The following is a 19,661-nucleotide window of genomic DNA, read 5'->3' on the forward strand; positions in this document are numbered from 1 at the left end:
GAGGTCAATCTCGCGGGTGGTGGAACCGGACGGGGTTGACCTTACCGGCCTCATCGACACCGGCGCGCTTTGCAGCGCCCCCGCCCGGCCCACCATTGAGATGTAGCCAAACGCACGGCACAAAAAAAGCGCAGACGCGCCTTTGTGTCGTCGATGAAGTTAGTCAGGAGGTCAAGCCCGGCACCTGAATTTGCAGGTGCGGGTAAAAGATACCGCAATTAGCCAATAGCAGCAAGTGAGGGGTTCTGGAAGCAGATCGCAGAAAATAAAAAAGCCAGCTGGTTCAAAAAAAAAACAGCAATCCAATACCTTATACTATCCCTTTGACAAGTAGAGCAGAAACCATCCATAGTTTAATTCTCTCTTTCACTTTGCCAGTGAAACTGAAACGCCGATCTTCTCGTATCCTGCATATTGATGACGTAGAAGTTGCGGGGAAAATACTCTGTTGATGTCTCGCTGAAGGTGTTTAATCCGTACAGTACGATTTTTTTTCCTGTTATTTCCGTTGGTTCTGGGATGATGCTGGAAGGCACACGAAAGACCTTAACAACTGAACTATCGGGGAGAAGGATCTTCAGCGTAAGAAGATGATCGTCACTTTCCACTTCAAGTAATTTCCCGCTGATATCGATTCCGCCATGCTGATGATCAGAAAGAGACGGTTGCATCTGTTTGCGTAGCTTTTCTGCCCAGGCCGGGCATGAGCAACGACAGGAACAATGGGAGCAGTACGTGCCAGGACAAACCAGCTCGTATAGCGGAAGTGGGATATTCCGTGGCAAAAGCCGATTAATATTTTTGATAACTGTAGTGACCCGTTCAATCAGGTCTGTATTCAGTGTCCCTTCCCAGCTATCACGGCACCCCGTCAGAACTAACCCAATGTTCATATCAGGTGCTCGCTCTTTTACCATTATGCCATAGGCCGCAATCTGTAACAGGTTAGCTTCTTTCGGTTGGTTTTGCTCATCTGTTACCTTTCCGGTTTTCAAATCAACTACGTTTAACCGATCGGGTCGCTCCTGATATATGAGGTCGGCCCGCCCATGCATATCAAAATCACTGCTGGTCAGCATAACCTCCCGGCCAACGGGTAATGTTTTTTCGTGTGCAGGCCCCCCTTTTACGAAAACAGGCGGCAGAAGCGATCTGACGTAGCGGATCTGGGTAACAAGCATTTGCCGCGATACCAGCCCGGCAACGCCGTGACGGTCATATATCCAGTTTGCTACCGGCCCAGCACGTCGATTGGCTGTCAGCGCGATCGTAAAATCATTTTCCAGTTGCCTGAGGGTATAATTCCCGAAAGCGGCCTCCCTGTATATCACTGAATTGACGCGTTGATGTATTACCTGGCCCAGAATCACTCCCGGATGCAGCGGTAAGCGTGCGTAAGAATGAGCTTCGCTTTCCAGCAGGTATTTCGCCGGGCAAACGACGAAGCTCCCCAACAGAGAAGGAAGCACCGGACGAGTACGCGATAGCGTCATTTCATTCATTGCATTATCACTCCTGAGATGAGAACGCCTGAGTCCGTAATTTCGCCATTTCAGTCCCCATGCGGCGGGACAATGCAAAAGTATTCGTCGCGTCTACGTCCACCTCATATGAAAATGCCTCAAGTTCGGGGTTTGCAGCAAATACAGCATCGGGATCCCAGAATGGATGTAGTACGGCGGCCCAGCGCCCGTCCCCGGTGCGAATCACGGGTATATTCCCTATCACTTTTACGTCACTGTCGCTGTATAGCGAAGCGGCCTCTTTGGCTAATCGTAGGGCATTTTCCGGCCAGTCAGACACGCCCGGAGATGTAAAATCACTGTTCAGCCCGGCGTTATAGGTTTGATCCAGAAGAAGTTGAATAACATCCAGTCCCAGACGCCAGTCCAGCAATCCGTGATACGGCTGGTTTCCGTATCGGTGCAGGCAGTGATAACACCCTTGAAAGCATCGTTCGCGATGATCGGATTGCAGGAACTCAGCCAGCGGGTAGGCCGTTTTGTTATTTAAAATATTCTTCATGACCTCAAGGATAATGAGAGAACCGGATGCGCCCTTCTGCTGTAGCCGTTCACATAACCCTGAACCATTAACCAGACGATCGGCCATTTGCAGAACCGGTACCGACTTACCGTTTTTCAGCATTTGAACGCGGGGTTCCAGAATTTCGATTTCTTCAGGATCAATATCCAGTAGCTCTTTTGATGCATAGTTGACAATGATAAAAGACGCCGAGAGCGCAGCAGCTCTGAATGCCGGCGTTAGAGTGGAATACTGTAGCCGGAGACCCGGCGGGGTTTGGGCAACCATCAGCGCAAGTAGATCAGTCACTTTAGGCGCGGCAAGGTAAAATGTGTTTCGGGTTTCTCCCCGATCGGTAAAGCGGTTTTTAACTAACAGGTCGGCCTCAATAATTTGATTATCCATCCAAACCCGGTTCGCCCAAAGCGGCTGGTAAGTCCCCTGCTTTCTGAAAGGGACCGATAGGCTCCCCTGTGTTGCGCTGAAACCACGCCATGTTTTATCAGTGTAAATTCCCCGATTCAGGCGGTGCAGACATGTCTGTGGCTGGAGCTGTATCGCCACATTAACGTCAGGCTCTGGCATTGCAGAAAAAGTGTAGGCTTCTGCAATTGATACACGACTGGCCGTGGTCAGGATTTGATCAAAATCCTCTTTGGCCGATTTTGGTTCCAGCGTGGTGATAAATCCGTAAGGAACATAGCATTGATAGCGTTCCGCCTTATCCATAACGGCACCACAGATAGTACATTCGGTGGCCAGAGAGTTTGCCGGAGCCCAGATGTTGCATACCGGACAGGCGGTCATTGTTCTGAGTTCACCCGGTTCGGGGGCATTTGAATAAAATGATCGTGGATTTTTTCTGCTCTGTTTAAGCATTCCACTATAACCTGCCGTAAAGTAGCGTCGTTTGTCTTGAACCAGAATTTTTCCGGGGGCAAATTCCTGTATCGCAATATCCAGATCGCGATCCATGCTGGCAAATTCGATTTCTTTTTCGCCTGTGCTGACGGGCCTTGTCAGCAAAAGGCGAGAGCGGGTCGGCATGCCATACATTGGGAATTTACCGTGTTCCGCCAGCGCTTCTGCCAGTCCTTTCGCCTCCATTGCACTGTCGTTTAGTACGGCGTTAATATCCTGAATCAGTTGTTCCGGCGTCAAAGGCTGAATAACTCTCTGGAACAAATGATGGTCTTGCTGCGTGCAAGTCCGGGCAAATTCATCGCGTGCCAGGATGGCTGCTTCGATGGCCTGCCGGATTTTTGGCAGCCAGTCCGTTTGGTTTTCTTTCAGCCAGTGCACCGGAAAAAACTCACCGTGGTTATCAGGGGCATGCGCGTAGTCGTCAACCGGCCATGGGTGATCGGCTTTTTCCGTTTGCTGCCTTAACCATTTGAATGCCGACACCAGCCAAATTTTTCGTACCAGTCTCTGGCAGATCATTTCCAGCTTTGTGGTCAAAAACGGTGGCGGAGGGAGATCGCCGGTAATTTTTTCCGGATGGCGGAAGTAAAACAGATCGTGACTCTTGCTGCGACACGCGGTTAATACGAATGAAAACGCCTGTCCACGTCGTCCGGCTCGTCCGACACGCTGTTGATAATTAAAGCGCTGTGGCGGCATGTTGGCCTGAAAGACCGCACGTAAATCACCAATATCCACTCCCACTTCCATGGTTGTGGTTACGGAAAGAACATCTACCACGCGAGCTGCCCGGTCAAGATCTCGATCGGGCGCAAAATCTTTCATTCCTTCCGGCAAAATATCATCATCGTCAGCAATCAGAATACCTTTAAACCGGCGTAGCCTTGCCGCCGGGTTTTCGGTCATTCCAGTCAGTTCCTCTGAGCGCATCCGGTGAATACCAGAAGAATGTGAGAGGCGTTTGCCGAGATAGTGTTGCATCTGGAGCGTTTTTGCGTCGCTACATGGCGTTTCTGGTAAAGGAGAGTAGCAGCGAGTACAGATTCCCGCGCCGGTGTGCATGTGTATACGCCCGCAACGGGAGCAACGCCAGACGCGATCGGCAGGTTCCGCCAGCTTAAAGTGCATTTTGCCAATATCAATAATGCCGCCCTGATGACCCGCCAGCTCCAGTCGCCGGAGAAAACTATCAATTAAAGATAAAGGCTCGCCTCCCGAGCGCTGGCATATTGCCTGAGTAAAGCGGTACAGGCGGTTTCTAGATTTGACATCGCTCGCTGAACTCCATGGGGTTTCTGGCTTTGTATATTGTGAAGGAGTAACCCGGTACGCGTCCGCCAACACGCGAAACATTGCGTCATAAATCGCGAGATGTTCCCGTGAGTCGTTTCCGGTAATCGGAAGGCAGGGATAACCCCAGCCGGACTCTTCCAACGCGAAGTAGGTTTTACTGAATACGCTTTCCCCCACCAGCCGTTTCAGATCGCGTGAAATCTCCTGTCGTGCTACCAGCAGGTTATCTTCATAGGATGGAAGCGCCTTCCAGCACCACACCCCCTGCGCATTCTTTTCAAAGAGTTGTTGCCATGCAAAGGTCAGCGTACCTTCTTCATGTTTTTCAGGATCGGGAACAGGCGCGATGCCAGTACGATCGGAAGGGTGAATACCGGCATCTACCTGCGCCCTTAACAGCAAGCCAAGCGGTTGGCCTGCATCCGGTGATTCAGGTTCGAGGATTTCACGCAGAGGTATGCTGTCAGTTTCAGGTTTTGATAATAACCCTCTGATTTTCTTCCGTTCATCAGCGAGTCGATCCATCTCATCCTCTTCCTCATCTGACCTTACGTTGAGGTTAATCAGTGTTTTGTTCCGGTCCTCTATCTCTGCCTGGCGTATTTTTAGTTGGTTATGGGACGGTTTATCAGCCGCAATAGACTGTAGCGAATGGACAACAATTTCTCGTCTGACGTCGTCATGATGACCCGATTCCAGATCGAGCGCCGCCCTGGCGGCATCCTGACGACTGTCTGAAAACGTTACCAGTTGCTCACGGTTACCCGAGCGCTGTAGTTCCGCCATTAGCGAGCTGGTCAGTAGCTGTGTCGTTTTCGAAAAACCGACGCGAAAGCTACGGATTGGGGAGAGCTTACCTTTGCCGTATTTGTAGGATGTACCACATGCCGGACACTGAAAAGGTAGCGCCGTTCCCGGTGACTGGCTGGATGACTGGCCTCTTTCCGGGGAGGCAAATTCACCGGGTTTGACGTAATAGAACCAGCCCGCGATATGGTTTTCAGGTAGCGGTTTTAAGAGCGATACTGGGTGTTGAATGGTGGCGGTAAATGGATCGTAACTGGCTTTGCCCCATGTACCGAAAGCATCATCACCATTTAACGTTTCGTTGCCTTTCGGCCAGAAACGTTCAACGACGGGCATAAATAGCGCGTATTCTTCAGCAGATCGGCGTTCTATCATGACTGATTTTGCGTGTTCCGGTAGCTGTTCCGTATCCGGGTCGTTGGGTAAAAGTTCAATTCGACTTTCTGAACCAGAAAAGACTGAAGGTTTACCGCCCAAAAAGAGATTGCCGCAACATTCACAATAGAGCAACTCGACACGCCGCGATGTTTTATCTTTGCCGTAACGTAAGCCGGACTCTACGGTAAGATCGCCAAAATAGCGGTGATTGATTTCTTGCGTAGATGCGGCGCTGGAGGCGGGCAATGGCGCGGCATATAACCCTTCCAGGGCGCGTAAAAAAGCATGCGCGCGGAAACGCGGCGCGCCGATATCATCAGGAAAATCATGTGAAAACCATTGCGACCAGTCTCCCTCAGTCGAGCGCAACCAGATTAATGCCCGGAGCGCTTTTTCACTATGGGGTTGGGCGTTAAACAGGCGTGAACTGAGCATTTTAATTGACGTGGCTCTCGGAGAGAGATCGTCCGTATAGCAGCCACTTTCAAGCAAGTTGGCAGCCTGTAAGACGACACGTTGCGCCAATTGCTCTGTAGAAACTTCACTGGTTGTCATTCCCATGCTGCGGGCGACATTTTGCCAGTGTTGTAATGATGTAAGTGGTGCTTGCTGTAACTGAAGCACTGCGTGATAAAACGCCTCCTGGTCCCCCTGGAAAAGAGACATGTTGCCCGGGGGAAGGGTGTCGCCTTTGATAATACATTCCCTCCAGTCGCTGGAGGTGGCCCCTGAAGGTAGTCCCCTCTGACCAAACATTCCCCATAAATATTCGACGCTTTGTTCGCCTTCAGGACCTTCAACGGGTAAAGAGGCGCTGGAGGCCAGAATACGCAATTTGTGTCGGTGTTTTTCCTGATCCAGCCCCAGCCGACTGATCAAATGCTTAAGCAAGTAGCTGACTTCGGTACCGGCGGTTCCTCGCTGTAGATGAAGTTCGTCAAGGATAAGATAAAAATAGGCATCAGGGTCACGCTCAATCCACTGTCGGGTTTGTTCAAAAATAGAATCGTCCACCTCACGAACCAGCATCGTTGAGAGCATGCTGGTGTTGGTGATCAGAATATCGGGCGGTGTCTTTTGCATTTCCCAGCGGCTGAGAACCTCTCCACCAGCAGTTCTGGGGAAATTAAACGACAATTCGTTATCCTTGCCCTGCTGTGCTTGTCGTACAGCCTCCTGATGGGTCTCTTCCGTTAATTGCATATACTTACGTAGCTCAGTGATTTTTTTAGCCACGCGCTTTTTCTCATTTTTTTCTTCACTGAGTCGGGGATGTTTGAGCCAGCCAGTTACTTTAGTTGCGCTGGTATAACGGCCAAAAAAGATTCGGTTGCCGCCAAAATGCGCATCCATGACATCATGAGCTTCGCTGGAATCCAGTGCCCGTCGCATACGTACCAGTTGATCTTCTACCAGGGCATTCATCGGGTAGAGAATCAGCGCGCGTACCGCTTTCGGACGTGCGACGGCCTCATGCTCGCGCATAAAGGTGGGCTGTTTATCCGCTACCTTCTGCCACCACGGTTGCCAGTGCTTCAACGCCGGACTTTGCGGCCAGCCAGTGGCTTCTTTTGCGATCTGCGCCAGAACCGGCAGCAAAAATGATTCTGTTTTACCGGAGCCGGTTCCGGAGGTGACGATGCCCGGCTTCCCTGGCTGTACCCCTCTTTTCAGCATGTCCAGTTGATGGGTATAAAGATTAAAACGTCCCTTAGCCGGATCTGTTTTATTGCAGGGCAGAAGCCCACCTAAACAGAGGTCGATGAATGCCGCCCTTTGTTGCGCATTAAACCCAGGCAACCATGTCTGACCATGAGCATCATTTCGTAATTCACTGATAGTTAAGCCATAGTGCTGATATCGGGGCATCGGCTCAAGAAATAGATCGGCGCATAATGTCCCTTGCTGTTCCAGTAACGCTCGCCGTTCAGACTGTATATCTGATGAATCAATACGGAAGGCCGTTTCAAGATACGAAATATAAAAATCTCTTATCGATTCAAATGTTTCCAGTGGGTTATTCATTATTATTCCTTTGCTTATAACTGGAAAAGGTGCTCAAGTACGCTTGCCGATTCGCCGGTAGTCATTTCCTGAACATATGGCCCTAATTCTGGGGCAAGAGCGTCAATCGTGGTCGCAATATCTTGTGTTGTACTACGGCCGAGACCGTAAGCCAGACGGGCAACGGCTTGCGCTTGTTCATCAGGAAGTAAAGAGAGTAGCGCTGCTTTTAGCGCTTCCCATGGAGCACAAGCCTGATGCCCTGGCTGGTGGTTGCCCACATACATTGTCTGCCATAGTTCTGGAGTAATACGAGAAGGCGTGATGTCAGTATTTTGCGCAAATGGTCGTTCATCCGACCATATATTCTCTGCCAGAAACAGGGGGAACTGGTGAGCAAGAGGAGCCTGCAATGGAAACGTGCTTTTCCCGGTGGTGAATGTGAGTAAAAAAAGCATCGGGTGCCGAATGGGTAAATGTCGTAGAGCCTGCCGCCGATCCGTCCAACTGCATGCGGCAGGATAGGGAGTTCTGAATAAACACTCATGGAGTTCAGGAAGTAGAGTTTCTGGCGGAGTGCGGTTAAAACCACGCAATTCAACGATGCTCGCCAGCCCTGCCTCTTGTTGTTGGGTCAAAAAATCACCCAGCGTCATGGTAAGAGCATCGCCAGATAAGCGGATCAGTGTGGGGGAGTTCATTAAATCACTGAAGCTAAAATGATCGCTATGTACCGACACTTCCCCCCAAACATTACCAGCTAAAAGGTTCGCTAATGAGGCGATAGCCTGTTTTGTCTGTTTTCCCATCAATCCGACCGCGGGTGTAATACTCGCAGTAGCAATCAGGCTGGATAATAAAGATTCACTTAGTCCCGTCGCCAGTGCCTGTTTTTCGATAGCCGATATCAGTTGATGCTTGCGAGTCAGAGCATTCGTCTCTGCTAATGGGAAATTAGAATTTGCTGATTCGGCTACAGGTTCTGAGGTTATTCGTTGTTGGACAGGTTGCTCCTGTGCTGTTTCATTTTTGATTATTGCCCGCAGTAGCGCTGTCTGGGCCAGCGTTTCCACTCCCGCTTGAGATGCGGCTTCGAAGGTCTTTTTTATCCGTTGTTCCAGTTCATTTTCTTGCTGACGTAGCGCTTTATTAATGCGATCAGTTTCTTTTTTCAACTTTTTCTTCTGATCGGCTATTTCATTTTCAAGCTGTATTTTCTTTTCAGATAATACCGTTATTGATTGTTTAATCTGGTGCTGTTCGTCTTCGTAACGAGCCAATATTTCCTGTTTCTCAATATTAATTTGCGTCTCAACCTCAGGTAAAGCCAGTAACTGTTGAGTCGTATCATTAAGAAAGGATCTCATATCTGCTATCTGTTCCAGATGAGATACTGCGCGAAGATAGGACGCCTCGTTATCAGACTCATGTTCAGCAATAAAATGAGTTAAATTTTGTAGCTGCCCTTTACTAAATTGAGGGAAATATTTTGCTGAATCAGTTCGTTTAAGCAGGCGTTTGATCCACGTGCTGGCTTCAGCGCAATCATATTTTTCACTCACCTGAGGAAGTTCAGTGATCACCGTTAGGGCATGAGAATTAAGTAGTGTCTGAGGAACCTGACGATAACTCTCCAGCGGCATATCAAAGTCATATTTTTTAGGATCAAGCAAGTCACCCGGTAATCTCAGGGATACGCCATCACTTAGCTGAAAAATGACCGGCGTATCGTTTTGCGGCTGGTAGTTGGTGAGTAGCCACTCCCTGACAGCGTCAGGCTCATCGGAGGCATGGGGTAGCGCAACTACAGGATAAACGCGCGACAGGTAGTCAGTAATGACATACTGCGCAGGTTTATCAGACGGCTGATATCGGGCTTTCCATATTGCCATTTCACCCCGAGCAAATTTTTTGCTGAAATGGTTCTCAAAACCAATGGCTTCACCGCTATGAGGGTAAAGATCTTTTACCAGTGCCTCAGGGAGGTCTCGTAGGTTGCCATCAATTAACAGACTAATCGGTGTAACAAAAAAAGCACCGGACGCAGTTAGCGCTAACACTTTACCAATGAACATAACCTCATCCATCGTACCGTCGATTTCTTTGGATACAACGGGAGGAGCCTGTATAATACTGGTACTATCCATCGCTTTAATGTCGTTACTAGCTTCAAACTGATCGATAAGTTCACCCAGTTTTCGTGCCAGCGGTAAAGAATGTTCTGATAGCTTTGTCCGCCATCGATTATCAGCTGTATGCGTTCCCTTGAGTACGTCAACCAATCCTCCAATAAACAGTGGAATAGTACGCTCCGGTATAGGAATTTCTTTACCCTGGCTAATTAAAGCACATTGTTCAATGTCTTCATCAGTGACATTAATTGTCAAGGAGTCAGAAACACCTTGTTGGGGTAAATCAATTTTTTCACCATTCAGGAATCTCGTTATAATTTCAGGACAGTCAGAAGAAATATAGAATCCAAGAATAGTGCGCCATAACGGTTTACAGAGTTCAATATCTTCCGCATTACTTTCTGCTTCTAACAGATCCCTAAGAACGATTTGTGGGTCATTTTGTTCAGGAAACGTTAAATTTTCACGAAGCCAATCAGACACAACAGGTTTGGCCTTAAGTGGTAACGTACGGAGAAAATGTAACCTTTTCTCTGGTCCTTTCGGTAAATTATCCGCTTTAGCGCCATTTCTGGTGAGTCGTTGTTTGCACTCTTGCAAGCATCTGCTCAATTCATGAGATTCTGTACCGAAGTAGTACATTTGGCCCAGCCGGTCGCTGATAATACTTTTCTTTTTAGCCATCTTAAACGTTCTCCTTACCACCTGATTCTGTAAAATTACTGTAAGGTTCTGCGCAGCTTGCGTATTGTCAGCGCTCTGCTCCGTCGTGCCAACGCTCGTTGGCAGGAAGGGAAGGTCATTACATTGTCCCAGAGTGGTACTTTGCCGCCTGCAAATAAGTAGCTACCATTATCTGTTATCGACAAACAGCCATGAGCAACGTGGAACCACCACTGTAAAACGGAGGGCGGTAACGCAATGAACTTCGTTGACCAGGACCAGTCACTATCGCCTTTACGCACACCAAACGTTACTCCTGAACATATCATCTGAGCCATTAAGGCCCAGGAGAAGCTATCGGTTTGCCAGTATCCGGCATTCTGCCGAATAAAATAACGATAACGCTGTTTTTCCTGACATCGTAACAATAGGTTATTAGCCGTTTGAGTTAGCCGTTGTTCTTCTGACCATTGGTATTTTTCAGCTTGCCAAAGCGATACATGGAGATCCGGGGGTAAAGTCGGGATAAACTGCATTTGAGACGACGGTAACAATACTCCACTCAAAGCATTGACGGGTAAATCGTCGTAATTAATCAAACGTAACCCAAACTGCTCAATGAAAGTATGGACACGTTCTCTGGCTGACAGATGCAATTCAATACACCCCATTGAACAGCCGTTATCCTCAACTAACCGGCGCCCTATTCGCTCACCGTCATTAAGTGCTTCTTGTAGAAGATTACGTTCACTTCTTGTAAACATTCCCATAATTCGGGCAATAATTCCCTGTTCAGTGACATCAACGGAAATGGTTCTTTCAGCCAATGAGACTAACGAATATGGCGAATAACGTCGTTGTACTACACAAAGCCAGCCAGCGGCAAAGAGCATGCGACGCAATTGCCATTCGGGTATCCTTGTTACCTGTGATACTGGTTCAATGTGTTGTTTTAATTCACCAAAAGGCAATGTGCTACGGCGCTGAAAACGCAAGGCCAGCGCCTCAGCGATCCAGTCAAATGCTGCGGGTATATTATGTAATTCGGTATATTGACATGTTACAGGAAGGCAATTTTCATACTGCCATAACATCTGAGCACCACTCAATGGCGTTATTTCTTCGCGTTTCAGTGGGGGGAGCACTGCCGTATCCCCTAACGCCATTAATACTCCCGATGGTCCATCAGTCAACCAATCATGTGGCTCTGTAATTTTACAATAAGTGGCGTAAGGCGCATGATCTAACACGTGTACATCAAAATTTACTGGGATATCTGAATACGCCAACGTAAGTTCATAGCGACAAAATGCCTGACCAGATATTTCCATCAGTTCCTCTGGTGGAATGAATAATCCTTCAGCCCCCTGCGATAGCGAGCCATGGGTTAATTCTTCTCCGTTTTTATTTCTAATGACATAGCATCCTCTTAATACTTCAGGCATATGAATAATAGGCGTACTGGCAGGGTTAAGCAGTATAGCCTGTCCAAACCGAGCTGCGCCTGACATACGAGGCCGGGCAGGGCGCCATCCCTGTATTAGAAAACGACGGGCTTCCTCTGGTAACAAATGAGCTATCTTATCCAGCGTTTGCCTGCCAACGTTATCGGAAGAAACTACCGACCACTTGGTAGATTTAATATCCCGACGTTGTGCTCTTTCACCAGCATTCTTCAAGGCTATGAAAATACTGTCTGCATATTTATGGTGAAGAATTAAATAGAGTGGAGAATTATCATAATAATCTCCTTCTGAACTAATATGAAAAAAATCATCACGAAAAAGCGGCAAACACCCAGACCGCAGTGCAGCCCCCGCTCGTGATTTATAGAAATAACCCTTCCGTCTTTTTAATAATAAATCCAGGGAATTTAATGTAGTACCTATGTCTCGTTCGTAATATATATTATTATAGTTCTCTATTTCATTAGACAAGGAGTAATAATGCTTAATTTCTGAGGCAGTAACAGCAGCGTCATCCATAAGAAGATAAATCTCTGGATGACCTGAATCATTAAGCTCCATGTGAATACAATACTTACCATTCTCTTTGAGTTGTTCTCTCTCAGTATGTACAGTAATATCACGAACCGCGCCCCAAAAAGGAGAGTCATAAGCCTGCCGCATGGCAGCCTTTGAAAGTAATGTTCTGAACTCAATAAACTCCTGATTAAAAATCTCGCCAAAATAAGATAGATATTGATGTACTAGCTTATTAACTGACTCAAAAGTTGAATGGCTATCTAATTCATTATTGACGAGTATATCCCGTAAAAAAACCTCATCCTTATAGCAGGGAAAAGCAATTCTCTTAGAATACCCAATCAATCTTTCATGTTTTGATGGTTCTGGGAGGACTAAACGGGTACAGTTTTGTTTTCTACTACTCCATCGTTCTAATCTTTCCCATAAATTGGGTAATTCAGTAAAAACAAATTTTTTATTTTTATCAAAACCGAGCAGTACAGAAAATCGAACCCGAAAATCCCCTTCGTCATGCGTCTCATCATCAGCACTGGCAGCAAGCAATGTTAAATATAAAATGGCAAAATAAGTAGGGTATCCTTTTCTTTGCGCTAAAATATCTAACCGCGACTCATCCCTGAGTGCATCCTGGATTTTAGACGCCTTTTTTCCAAACGAATCCAGAAAACTTCGCTTAGCATCCTCTTTGCTACGTGAACCTGCAAGTTGCTCAAAAACGCGCCCCGTGGCATCAATTCGGCTTAAAGTCGAGCCCGTATGCGAAGACTCAAAAAAGACGATATTTACTAGTTCAGCATTCCATTGCTCTAAAGTAACCGGGAAAGAATCATCCATACTCACCGCCTAATTACCGTTCGCTGTCATCTTTTTCAAACCGGCACCAGAAAACAAATGCCGAAAAAGAACCTCAGCCAGTAGAGGAGGAACAGCATTACCAATTTGGGTAAATTTTGACTCGACGTCACCTACAGGTTCAAAACCCTGTGGAAAAGTTTGTATTCGTGCACATTCCCGCCATGATAACCGCCTTGCCTGTTCCAGTTTGGGACGAGAAGTATCAACAATTAGATGTTCATATTCATCAGAAAAGTCCCAGCGCTGCTTCCAGCCATCCTCCAGGTTTGACCATGTTAACTTCATCACCGGACTGGCAGGATGTAATGTCACATGACGCCAGTTAGCTACGACGGTATAAGCAGGGCTGTCCCATAGAGCTTTACGATTTCGGGACATGAAATACCATGAGAAATGCCCTTCAGGATCATGTGGTCGTTCGTAAAACTCACCTTCAGGCCATAGTGGTAAATCCCTAATGGCCTCACCATGTGAAACATAGGGTTTTAAATGAGGATTCTTTTTTGTCGCTTTGCCATGTGTTTCAGCAGGAAATTCAAAGCATTGCCCAAGATCGTTTCTGACGCCAATAATAAACAAACGCTTGCGCGACTGGGGCACGCCGTAAGCCCTTGCGTTTACCATATGATAGCTGACCTGGTACCCGGCAGCTTTATATGCCGTGAGCTGTTGTTCCAGAAAGCTACCTGCACCTAAATGTTTCAAGCCAGAAACATTTTCAGCAACAAAATACTTAGGCCGAACAGTCTCTAATACCCGTAGAAAGTGTTTATAAAGGTTTGTTCTGTCGTCATTGTTTGGTTTTCTGTTACCTGCCATTGAAAATGACTGGCAGGGATAGCCACCAACAACAATATCAACATCTGGAAAAGACTGAATTTGAGAGATATCGCTATGCCTGATATCAGTATCGGGGAAATAGTTCCCTAATGTTTTGCAGGCATTCTCTACAACATCGTTGGCAAAGACGATGTCTCCACCGGCTGAGGTAATCCCAAAATCCATACCACCACAACCGGAGAATAGTGAAAGTACCCGAATATTATCGTTTTCTCTCTCGAAAACACTGCTCATATGCCCATACCAAGTATCTTCTTATAACAAACCGCACCTGGTTGTTAATTTCCCATAAAATCATAGAGAAAGATTATACCCCTGTGTAAGGAATCTTACACCAACATGCTTAGCTTTTGAGGGTTAAGTGGTGTTTTTGTTGTTATAGTATTACTAAACGACCATTTTTCAGATAGCACTCCCCACCAAATCCCCCAACGTCACCATCAACATCATCGGATCCATCGGCGACGGCTCAAACCCCACCCGCAGGTAAAACTCCCGCGCTTCATCCGACAGGGCATGAACCAGCATCCCGCGAATACCGATAGTTTCCGCCACCTGAATCACCCGCAGTCCGGCATCCCTCACCAGCGCCCGCCCGATGCCTTGTCCATGTAGCGACCGATCCACCGCCAGACGTCCCAGCACCACAACAGGGATCGGATCGGGCATATTGCGACGAAAGCGGCCGGGGGCAGTGTTGGTCGTTACCGCGCTGGACGCCAGCGAGTAGTAAGCCATTACCTTCGCATCATCGCAGCAGACAAACGTACGGGACGCGCCAGAAAGCTGGTTCTTCATCGCCCGCTGTTTCAGCCAGTTATCCATAGAATCCACGCCGCAGCAGAACGGGGTAAGAATATGCCCGGCATGAAGCGGCTCTGGTGCGGAGATCATTTTTTCTGCTCCCACGGCGCAGGGGTCTGCATGGTTTTACGCAGCGCAGCATTGGGCGCAGGAGCCTGATCCAGACGAGTGAGAAATTCCTGATAAGCCTGCGGATCGGCCATGATGATGCGCTGCTCGATCAGCGCTTCCTCTGCGGCAGCGCGGGCGGCTTCCAGCACAAAGTCAGTGCGGTTTTTCCCTCTGGCTTTCGCCGCCCGATCGATAAGATCGCGCTCGGCGGGCCTGATGCGCAGGTTCAGGGTTTCGCGTTTCATCGCCATACTGTTTGCGGCTGGCATGGTGTTGTCCTCTTGTGTTTCTGTGGATATTAAGTATACAACACGCGTAACGCAGATGTCATTACGATAAATTTAGAAGGAATAGAACCGGAGTATCAAACCGAAAGGTTTTCTACTCATTTTTATCCACCTTTATGATTTACAAGAGGAAATACGGGTCACACGCAGGGTCTTGACAATAGATGGCAGAAGAATTTATTATGTAAATCAAATTGGTAAGTAACTGAATGTCCCCGAGTCCGGGCACCACCTTCCCTTTTTTATGCTTTCTTATGAATTCCTCGATGTCTTCAAGTCAATAAGTTTGAACATAGACTCTTTCCAGAAATTATTGCCATATGATCTCCATTAGACCAATATAAACGGATGCGTGATCATAATAAAGGCAGTAATAGTAAGTTTTAACATTAAACATACTGCGAAATTTCAATTAAGTTTCCATCAGGGTCCCTGATGTAGATAGACATTATCTCGCCTGTGGCTCCAGTTCTCTCAACCGGGCCTTCAACAATGGAAATGCCTGCCTGTAAGATCTCAGACACAACATCATTTATCGGTGTCGATGTAATAAAACATAAATCGGCAGATCCCGGCGTTGGTCTACTCGCTTTTGGTTCGAACTCCATTTCTTGCTGATGGAGGTTAATTTTTTGCGCTCCAAATATTAACGCTTTTCTGTTTTGTTTAAATGTTACCGCAGAAAAACCAAGTACCTCTTCGTAGAATCTTATTGTGGTTGATATATCAGATACCGTTAATACAAGGTGATCAATTCTGTCAATTATCATTTGAATAGACTCATGATGTTTATATTTTAGGGATGCTACATTAAAAAATAGCATTAACCTACTTTTAAATCAGATGCATTTTTTTTGCATCTACTCTAAGTTGCTGCCGAAAATTGGGATGTGCCAATTCAATGATGCTGAGCGCACGCTCGGTTGAAGAGAGCCCCTTCAGGTTTACGGAGCCAAATTCAGTGACTATCCAGTGCGTATCCGTTCGTGGGGTTGTTACAGGCCCCTCAAGGCGGGGAACAATACGAGAAATCGTATCATTCGCGGCCGTTGAGCGGGTCGTAATAATGGAACGACCTCCTTTAGATGCATATGCGCCTCTGACAAAATCCAATTGCCCTCCTGAAGCGCTGTACTGGTGTCCAAGCAAATATTCAGAGTTACAGGCACCAGTGAGATCGATTTGTAAGGTAGCGTTAATGGAGACAACATTCTCATTTTGCGCAATGATCCCCGGATCGTTAACATAATCGACAGGCCGACTAAAAAAAGAGGGGTTGTCGTTGAGATAGTCATACATATCCTTTTGTCCCATAGCAAAAGTAAATACAGACATTCCCCGGTCGATATTTTTACGCTGATTGGTAACGACGCCTTGTTGAATCAAACTTACCAACCCCGGATTCAGCGCCTCTGTATGGACCCCCAGATCATTATGTTCCTTGAGCGCATTACAGATGAGCTCCGGTAATGCGCCGACCCCCATCTGGAGACAAGCGCCATCTGGCACAAGAGAAGCGATAATCTGACTGATAGCAATATCTTCGGCTACGGCAGTACGTATTGGTAGTTCAATTAAAGGGACATGGTTTTCAACAATGGCGTCAATTTCTGAAATATGGATTGCAGCACCTTCTCCATGAACGCGCGGCATATATTTGTTAACTTCGACAATAAGCTTTTTAGCTGTCCTCGCAATCCGGGTGGAATAATCGTTTCCAGTTCCAAAATTAAAATAGCCATACTTATCCATAGGGGACACGGTGTGAATAAAGGTATCAATACCAATATCATCAGCTAGTAATCGCGTCGCCTGATGAAAATTTGAAGGTACATAGTTAACTATTTTTCGCCCGGAACTCTCAATCCCCTGACGTATTAAAGCCCGTTCAATACCGGTAATAAACATACTGTAGAGATGAATATAGTCACTTAGCTCATAACGGAAAATAGTGTTCCCGGCAATGCTGGCTGTTTCATAACAGTAAACCCGCAGATCGTTGATTTCTCCCCTTTTCGCTCGCTTTGCCAGCGCATTCAGCAAAGCTGGAGGCTCTGCTGCAAACATTCCCATAGAGAGGTGACTGCCGGAGGTAATTAAAGTAACCGCCTCGTCAGGCGTCACGCATTTTTCGGCATACACTGCATTAACATTCATCATGACTCTAAACCTCAGGGCGATTTCTCAATAAGCGGCGTCTTCTTCAGGCGAACATCCACAGCAATAAACTAACATTGTTCGTTCGAAGCGCATGACCTCTACACCATTCTGGTTAATACCACATGTCCGAACGGTAACGATGCCTTGTCCCGGGCGACTATTTGACAGGCGTTTGCTGAGTACAGTGCTTTCAGCATAAAGTGTATCCCCTGCGAAAACCGGATGGACGGCTTGTACCTTATCCCAGCCAAGATTGGCCACGACCTTGGCGCTGACAGTACGCACGCTCATACCGGTTAAAAGCGCCAGAGTGAACGTTGAATCAACCAGTAACTTTTTCCATTCCGTTTTGCTGGCGTAAGCCGCATCGAAATGGACCGGCTGCACATTGAGAGTGAGCAGGGTAAACCACACATTATCGGCGTCCAGAACCGTCCGGCCGGGACGATGTTCAAAAACATCACCGGGATGAAAATCCTCCCAGTAAAGACCCGAAATTTCTCGGTAGCGCCCCTCGCTAATGGTTTTATAAGCGGGTAATAACGTGTTCATAATCAATTCCTCTGTTAATAAAATCAGGAAAAGATCCCTGCCCGGGCGAGTAATCTCCGGGCCTGACGGGCAACGGCTGCATCTATCATCATGCCGCTAACGATCCCGACGCCTTTGGCATTCTCTGTCAGTACTGCACGAGCATGATTAATTTCTGCCGTTGTAGGAGTAAATGCGGCGTTGATTACACTAATCTGAGCGGGGTGAATAGCCGATTTTGCAGAAAAACCAAAACTGAGCGCCTGCAGCGTTTCCTCTTTCAGACCTGAAAAATCGCCTATATCAAAGAAGGGAGCATCTATTGCAAGAAGCCCTTTCATAGCGCAGGCAGCCACTATTCTGGCCCGCGCCAGCGCAAGAGGCTCCCAGGCGGGTGTGGCGCCAATGTCAGCCGCCATATCTGCGGCGCCAAACATCAACCCGCAGAGTCTGGGGGTGGCGTCCGCAATAGACTCTACGGCATTAAGCCCAACAACTGACTCAATAATGCCAATAAGGCGAGTATCAGAACCAGCCATCATGATAAGACTATCCACGATTTGCAGGTGCGCGGCTGACTCTGTTTTTGGAAGAATAATGTAATCAGGAAAAAAACGGCATTCCAGTAACATATGCAGGTCTTCAATGCCAGCATGAGTATTCATTCCATTAATTCTTAATGCTATTTTCAGCGATGAGTTTGGTCGGGATGAAAGGAACTGCATCGCAATTTTCCGGGCCTGCGCCTTGTCATTCGGGGTGACAGAGTCTTCAAGATCGATAATAGAAATGTCCGCCGCACTTTCAACTGCTTTTATGAAACGTTCTGGTCGAATTGCTGGGGTAAAAAGCCAGCTACGTGTCGGTGTATGAGAAATATCGGGCATATAGCACCTCCTGTTAACCTCACTATGCGCTCGCTGGTTTCATTCTTCCAATATATGATGGTGCCATTCTTAATTGCTTTTGGAGATGAGGATGGAACTGCGCCATATTCGCTATTTTCTCGCCGTCGCTGAAGAGCGGCATTTCACGCGGGCTGCGACAAAATTAGGCATAGGTCAGCCGCCGCTAAGCCAACAGATTAAGGATCTGGAAAGAGAGCTGGGAGCGCAGCTATTCCGGAGAGTGCCTCATGGCGCGGAATTAACCGAGGCTGGAAAAGCATTTTATGATGTTGTTAAAGGGATGCCTGCTACCGCGACAAGAGCCGTGCTGGCGGCGCAGCGTGTCGCCAGGGGGGAGTCGGGCGTGTTAAGGGTGGGTTTTACTGCCTCTGCGGCATTTAACAGTGTGGTGCCCAGCGCAATCCGTACTTTCAAGCGGGCTTATCCTGACGTTCGTTTGCAGCTTGAGGAAGGAAATACAACTCAACTGGCTGATGAATTGAATGAAGGATCGCTGGATGTTGCCTTTCTGAGACCCGGTTTTACAGGCAATGAACGGTTCCAGCTCAGGTTACTGTCTGAAGAGCCAATGGTTATTGTGCTGGCAGAAACGCATCCTGCTGCGGCGTGTAAACAGATTGCACTCTCGATTCTCAAAGATGAGTTTTTTTTACTCTTCCCACGTGAAATCGGCCTGTCGCTTTATGACGCAGTGATCGAGGCCTGCGGTAAAGCGGGCTTTGAACCGAAAATTGGTCAACTCGTGCCGCAAATTTCGTCAGTCATTAACCTTGTGTCGGCAGAGATGGGCGTGTCGATGGTTCCAGATTCAATGAGACAGGTTAATGTCAAGGGAGTAGTATACCGCCCCGTTGCAGACCAGATGCCCGTCGCAAAACTGGCTCTGGCATACCGGCGCGGCGATACATCGCCAACGCTGAGAAACTTCATCCTGAAAGTCACTGGCTGAAT

General features: G+C 47.5%; 12 protein-coding genes. 1 reads left to right on the forward strand and 11 read right to left on the reverse strand.

All coding sequences use genetic code 11. The features are described 5' to 3' along the window. Positions 1-353 precede the first annotated feature (353 nt). From ACH0VJ_RS10520 to ripC, 11 genes are all read right to left on the reverse strand, one after another. Entirely contained in the window at positions 354-1,502 is a 1,149-nt protein-coding gene (locus tag ACH0VJ_RS10520) for a PD-(D/E)XK nuclease family protein (protein ID WP_001004641.1), read from the reverse strand. Positions 1,503-1,509: 7 nt separating this feature from the next. Further along, entirely contained in the window at positions 1,510-7,452 is a 5,943-nt protein-coding gene (locus ACH0VJ_RS10525; RefSeq protein WP_001064274.1) for a DEAD/DEAH box helicase, read from the reverse strand. 14 nt (positions 7,453-7,466) lie between these two features. Continuing rightward, positions 7,467-10,247 carry a hypothetical protein gene (locus ACH0VJ_RS10530; protein WP_001085178.1) on the reverse strand — a complete coding sequence of 927 codons (2,781 nt, stop codon included), beginning with the start codon at positions 10,245-10,247 and terminating at the stop codon, positions 7,467-7,469. A 35-nt stretch (positions 10,248-10,282) separates the two neighbouring features. Continuing rightward, on the reverse strand, positions 10,283-13,048 hold the full coding sequence (locus ACH0VJ_RS10535) for a hypothetical protein (protein WP_000342767.1): 2,766 nt from the start codon (positions 13,046-13,048) through the stop codon (positions 10,283-10,285). A 9-nt stretch (positions 13,049-13,057) separates the two neighbouring features. After that, the gene (locus tag ACH0VJ_RS10540) at positions 13,058-14,143 is read right to left on the reverse strand and encodes a DNA cytosine methyltransferase (RefSeq protein WP_000099895.1); all 1,086 of its coding nucleotides are present in this window, start codon (positions 14,141-14,143) and stop codon (positions 13,058-13,060) included. A 168-nt stretch (positions 14,144-14,311) separates the two neighbouring features. Beyond that, positions 14,312-14,803 (reverse strand): GNAT family N-acetyltransferase, encoded by a 492-nt coding sequence (locus tag ACH0VJ_RS10545; RefSeq protein ID WP_000622304.1) that lies wholly within the window; start codon positions 14,801-14,803, stop codon positions 14,312-14,314. Beyond that, positions 14,800-15,093 carry a DUF1778 domain-containing protein gene (locus tag ACH0VJ_RS10550; protein WP_001110461.1) on the reverse strand — a complete coding sequence of 98 codons (294 nt, stop codon included), beginning with the start codon at positions 15,091-15,093 and terminating at the stop codon, positions 14,800-14,802. The genes ACH0VJ_RS10545 and ACH0VJ_RS10550 overlap by 4 nt, the downstream gene beginning before the upstream one ends. A 407-nt stretch (positions 15,094-15,500) precedes the next feature. Further along, positions 15,501-15,881, reverse strand: a complete 381-nt coding sequence (locus ACH0VJ_RS10555; protein WP_000582675.1) for a VOC family protein — start codon at positions 15,879-15,881, stop codon at positions 15,501-15,503. A gap of 64 nt (positions 15,882-15,945) precedes the next feature. Further along, a complete protein-coding gene (gene ripA / locus ACH0VJ_RS10560) occupies positions 15,946-17,271 on the reverse strand; it encodes an itaconate CoA-transferase RipA/Ict (protein ID WP_000982337.1) in 1,326 nt (441 codons plus the stop codon). A 24-nt stretch (positions 17,272-17,295) separates the two neighbouring features. Beyond that, the gene (gene ripB, locus ACH0VJ_RS10565) at positions 17,296-17,823 is read right to left on the reverse strand and encodes a (R)-specific enoyl-CoA hydratase RipB/Ich (RefSeq protein ID WP_001094307.1); all 528 of its coding nucleotides are present in this window, start codon (positions 17,821-17,823) and stop codon (positions 17,296-17,298) included. A gap of 23 nt (positions 17,824-17,846) precedes the next feature. Next, positions 17,847-18,689 carry an itaconate degradation C-C-lyase RipC gene (gene ripC / locus ACH0VJ_RS10570; RefSeq protein WP_001112897.1) on the reverse strand — a complete coding sequence of 281 codons (843 nt, stop codon included), beginning with the start codon at positions 18,687-18,689 and terminating at the stop codon, positions 17,847-17,849. A 91-nt stretch (positions 18,690-18,780) separates the two neighbouring features. On the opposite strand from ripC, the gene ripR reads away from it, so the two are divergent. Further along, positions 18,781-19,659 carry an itaconate degradation transcriptional regulator RipR gene (gene ripR, locus ACH0VJ_RS10575; RefSeq protein WP_000423173.1) on the forward strand — a complete coding sequence of 293 codons (879 nt, stop codon included), beginning with the start codon at positions 18,781-18,783 and terminating at the stop codon, positions 19,657-19,659. The last annotated feature ends 2 nt before the right edge of the window (positions 19,660-19,661 follow it).

It is taken from the genome of Salmonella sp. 2020_1459 (assembly GCF_043847915.1).
Classification (GTDB): domain Bacteria; phylum Pseudomonadota; class Gammaproteobacteria; order Enterobacterales; family Enterobacteriaceae; genus Salmonella; species Salmonella enterica.

Coding starts and splice junctions, on each gene's coding strand:
- ACH0VJ_RS10520 (WP_001004641.1), bottom strand. CDS start 1,502: ATGAATGAAATGACGCTATCGCGTACTCGTCCGGTGCTTCCTTCTCTG.
- ACH0VJ_RS10525 (WP_001064274.1), bottom strand. CDS start 7,452: ATGAATAACCCACTGGAAACATTTGAATCGATAAGAGATTTTTATATT.
- ACH0VJ_RS10530 (WP_001085178.1), bottom strand. CDS start 10,247: ATGGCTAAAAAGAAAAGTATTATCAGCGACCGGCTGGGCCAAATGTAC.
- ACH0VJ_RS10535 (WP_000342767.1), bottom strand. CDS start 13,048: ATGGATGATTCTTTCCCGGTTACTTTAGAGCAATGGAATGCTGAACTA.
- ACH0VJ_RS10540 (WP_000099895.1), bottom strand. CDS start 14,143: ATGAGCAGTGTTTTCGAGAGAGAAAACGATAATATTCGGGTACTTTCA.
- ACH0VJ_RS10545 (WP_000622304.1), bottom strand. CDS start 14,803: ATGATCTCCGCACCAGAGCCGCTTCATGCCGGGCATATTCTTACCCCG.
- ACH0VJ_RS10550 (WP_001110461.1), bottom strand. CDS start 15,093: ATGCCAGCCGCAAACAGTATGGCGATGAAACGCGAAACCCTGAACCTG.
- ACH0VJ_RS10555 (WP_000582675.1), bottom strand. CDS start 15,881: ATGATAATTGACAGAATTGATCACCTTGTATTAACGGTATCTGATATA.
- ripA (WP_000982337.1), bottom strand. CDS start 17,271: ATGATGAATGTTAATGCAGTGTATGCCGAAAAATGCGTGACGCCTGAC.
- ripB (WP_001094307.1), bottom strand. CDS start 17,823: ATGAACACGTTATTACCCGCTTATAAAACCATTAGCGAGGGGCGCTAC.
- ripC (WP_001112897.1), bottom strand. CDS start 18,689: ATGCCCGATATTTCTCATACACCGACACGTAGCTGGCTTTTTACCCCA.
- ripR (WP_000423173.1), top strand. CDS start 18,781: ATGGAACTGCGCCATATTCGCTATTTTCTCGCCGTCGCTGAAGAGCGG.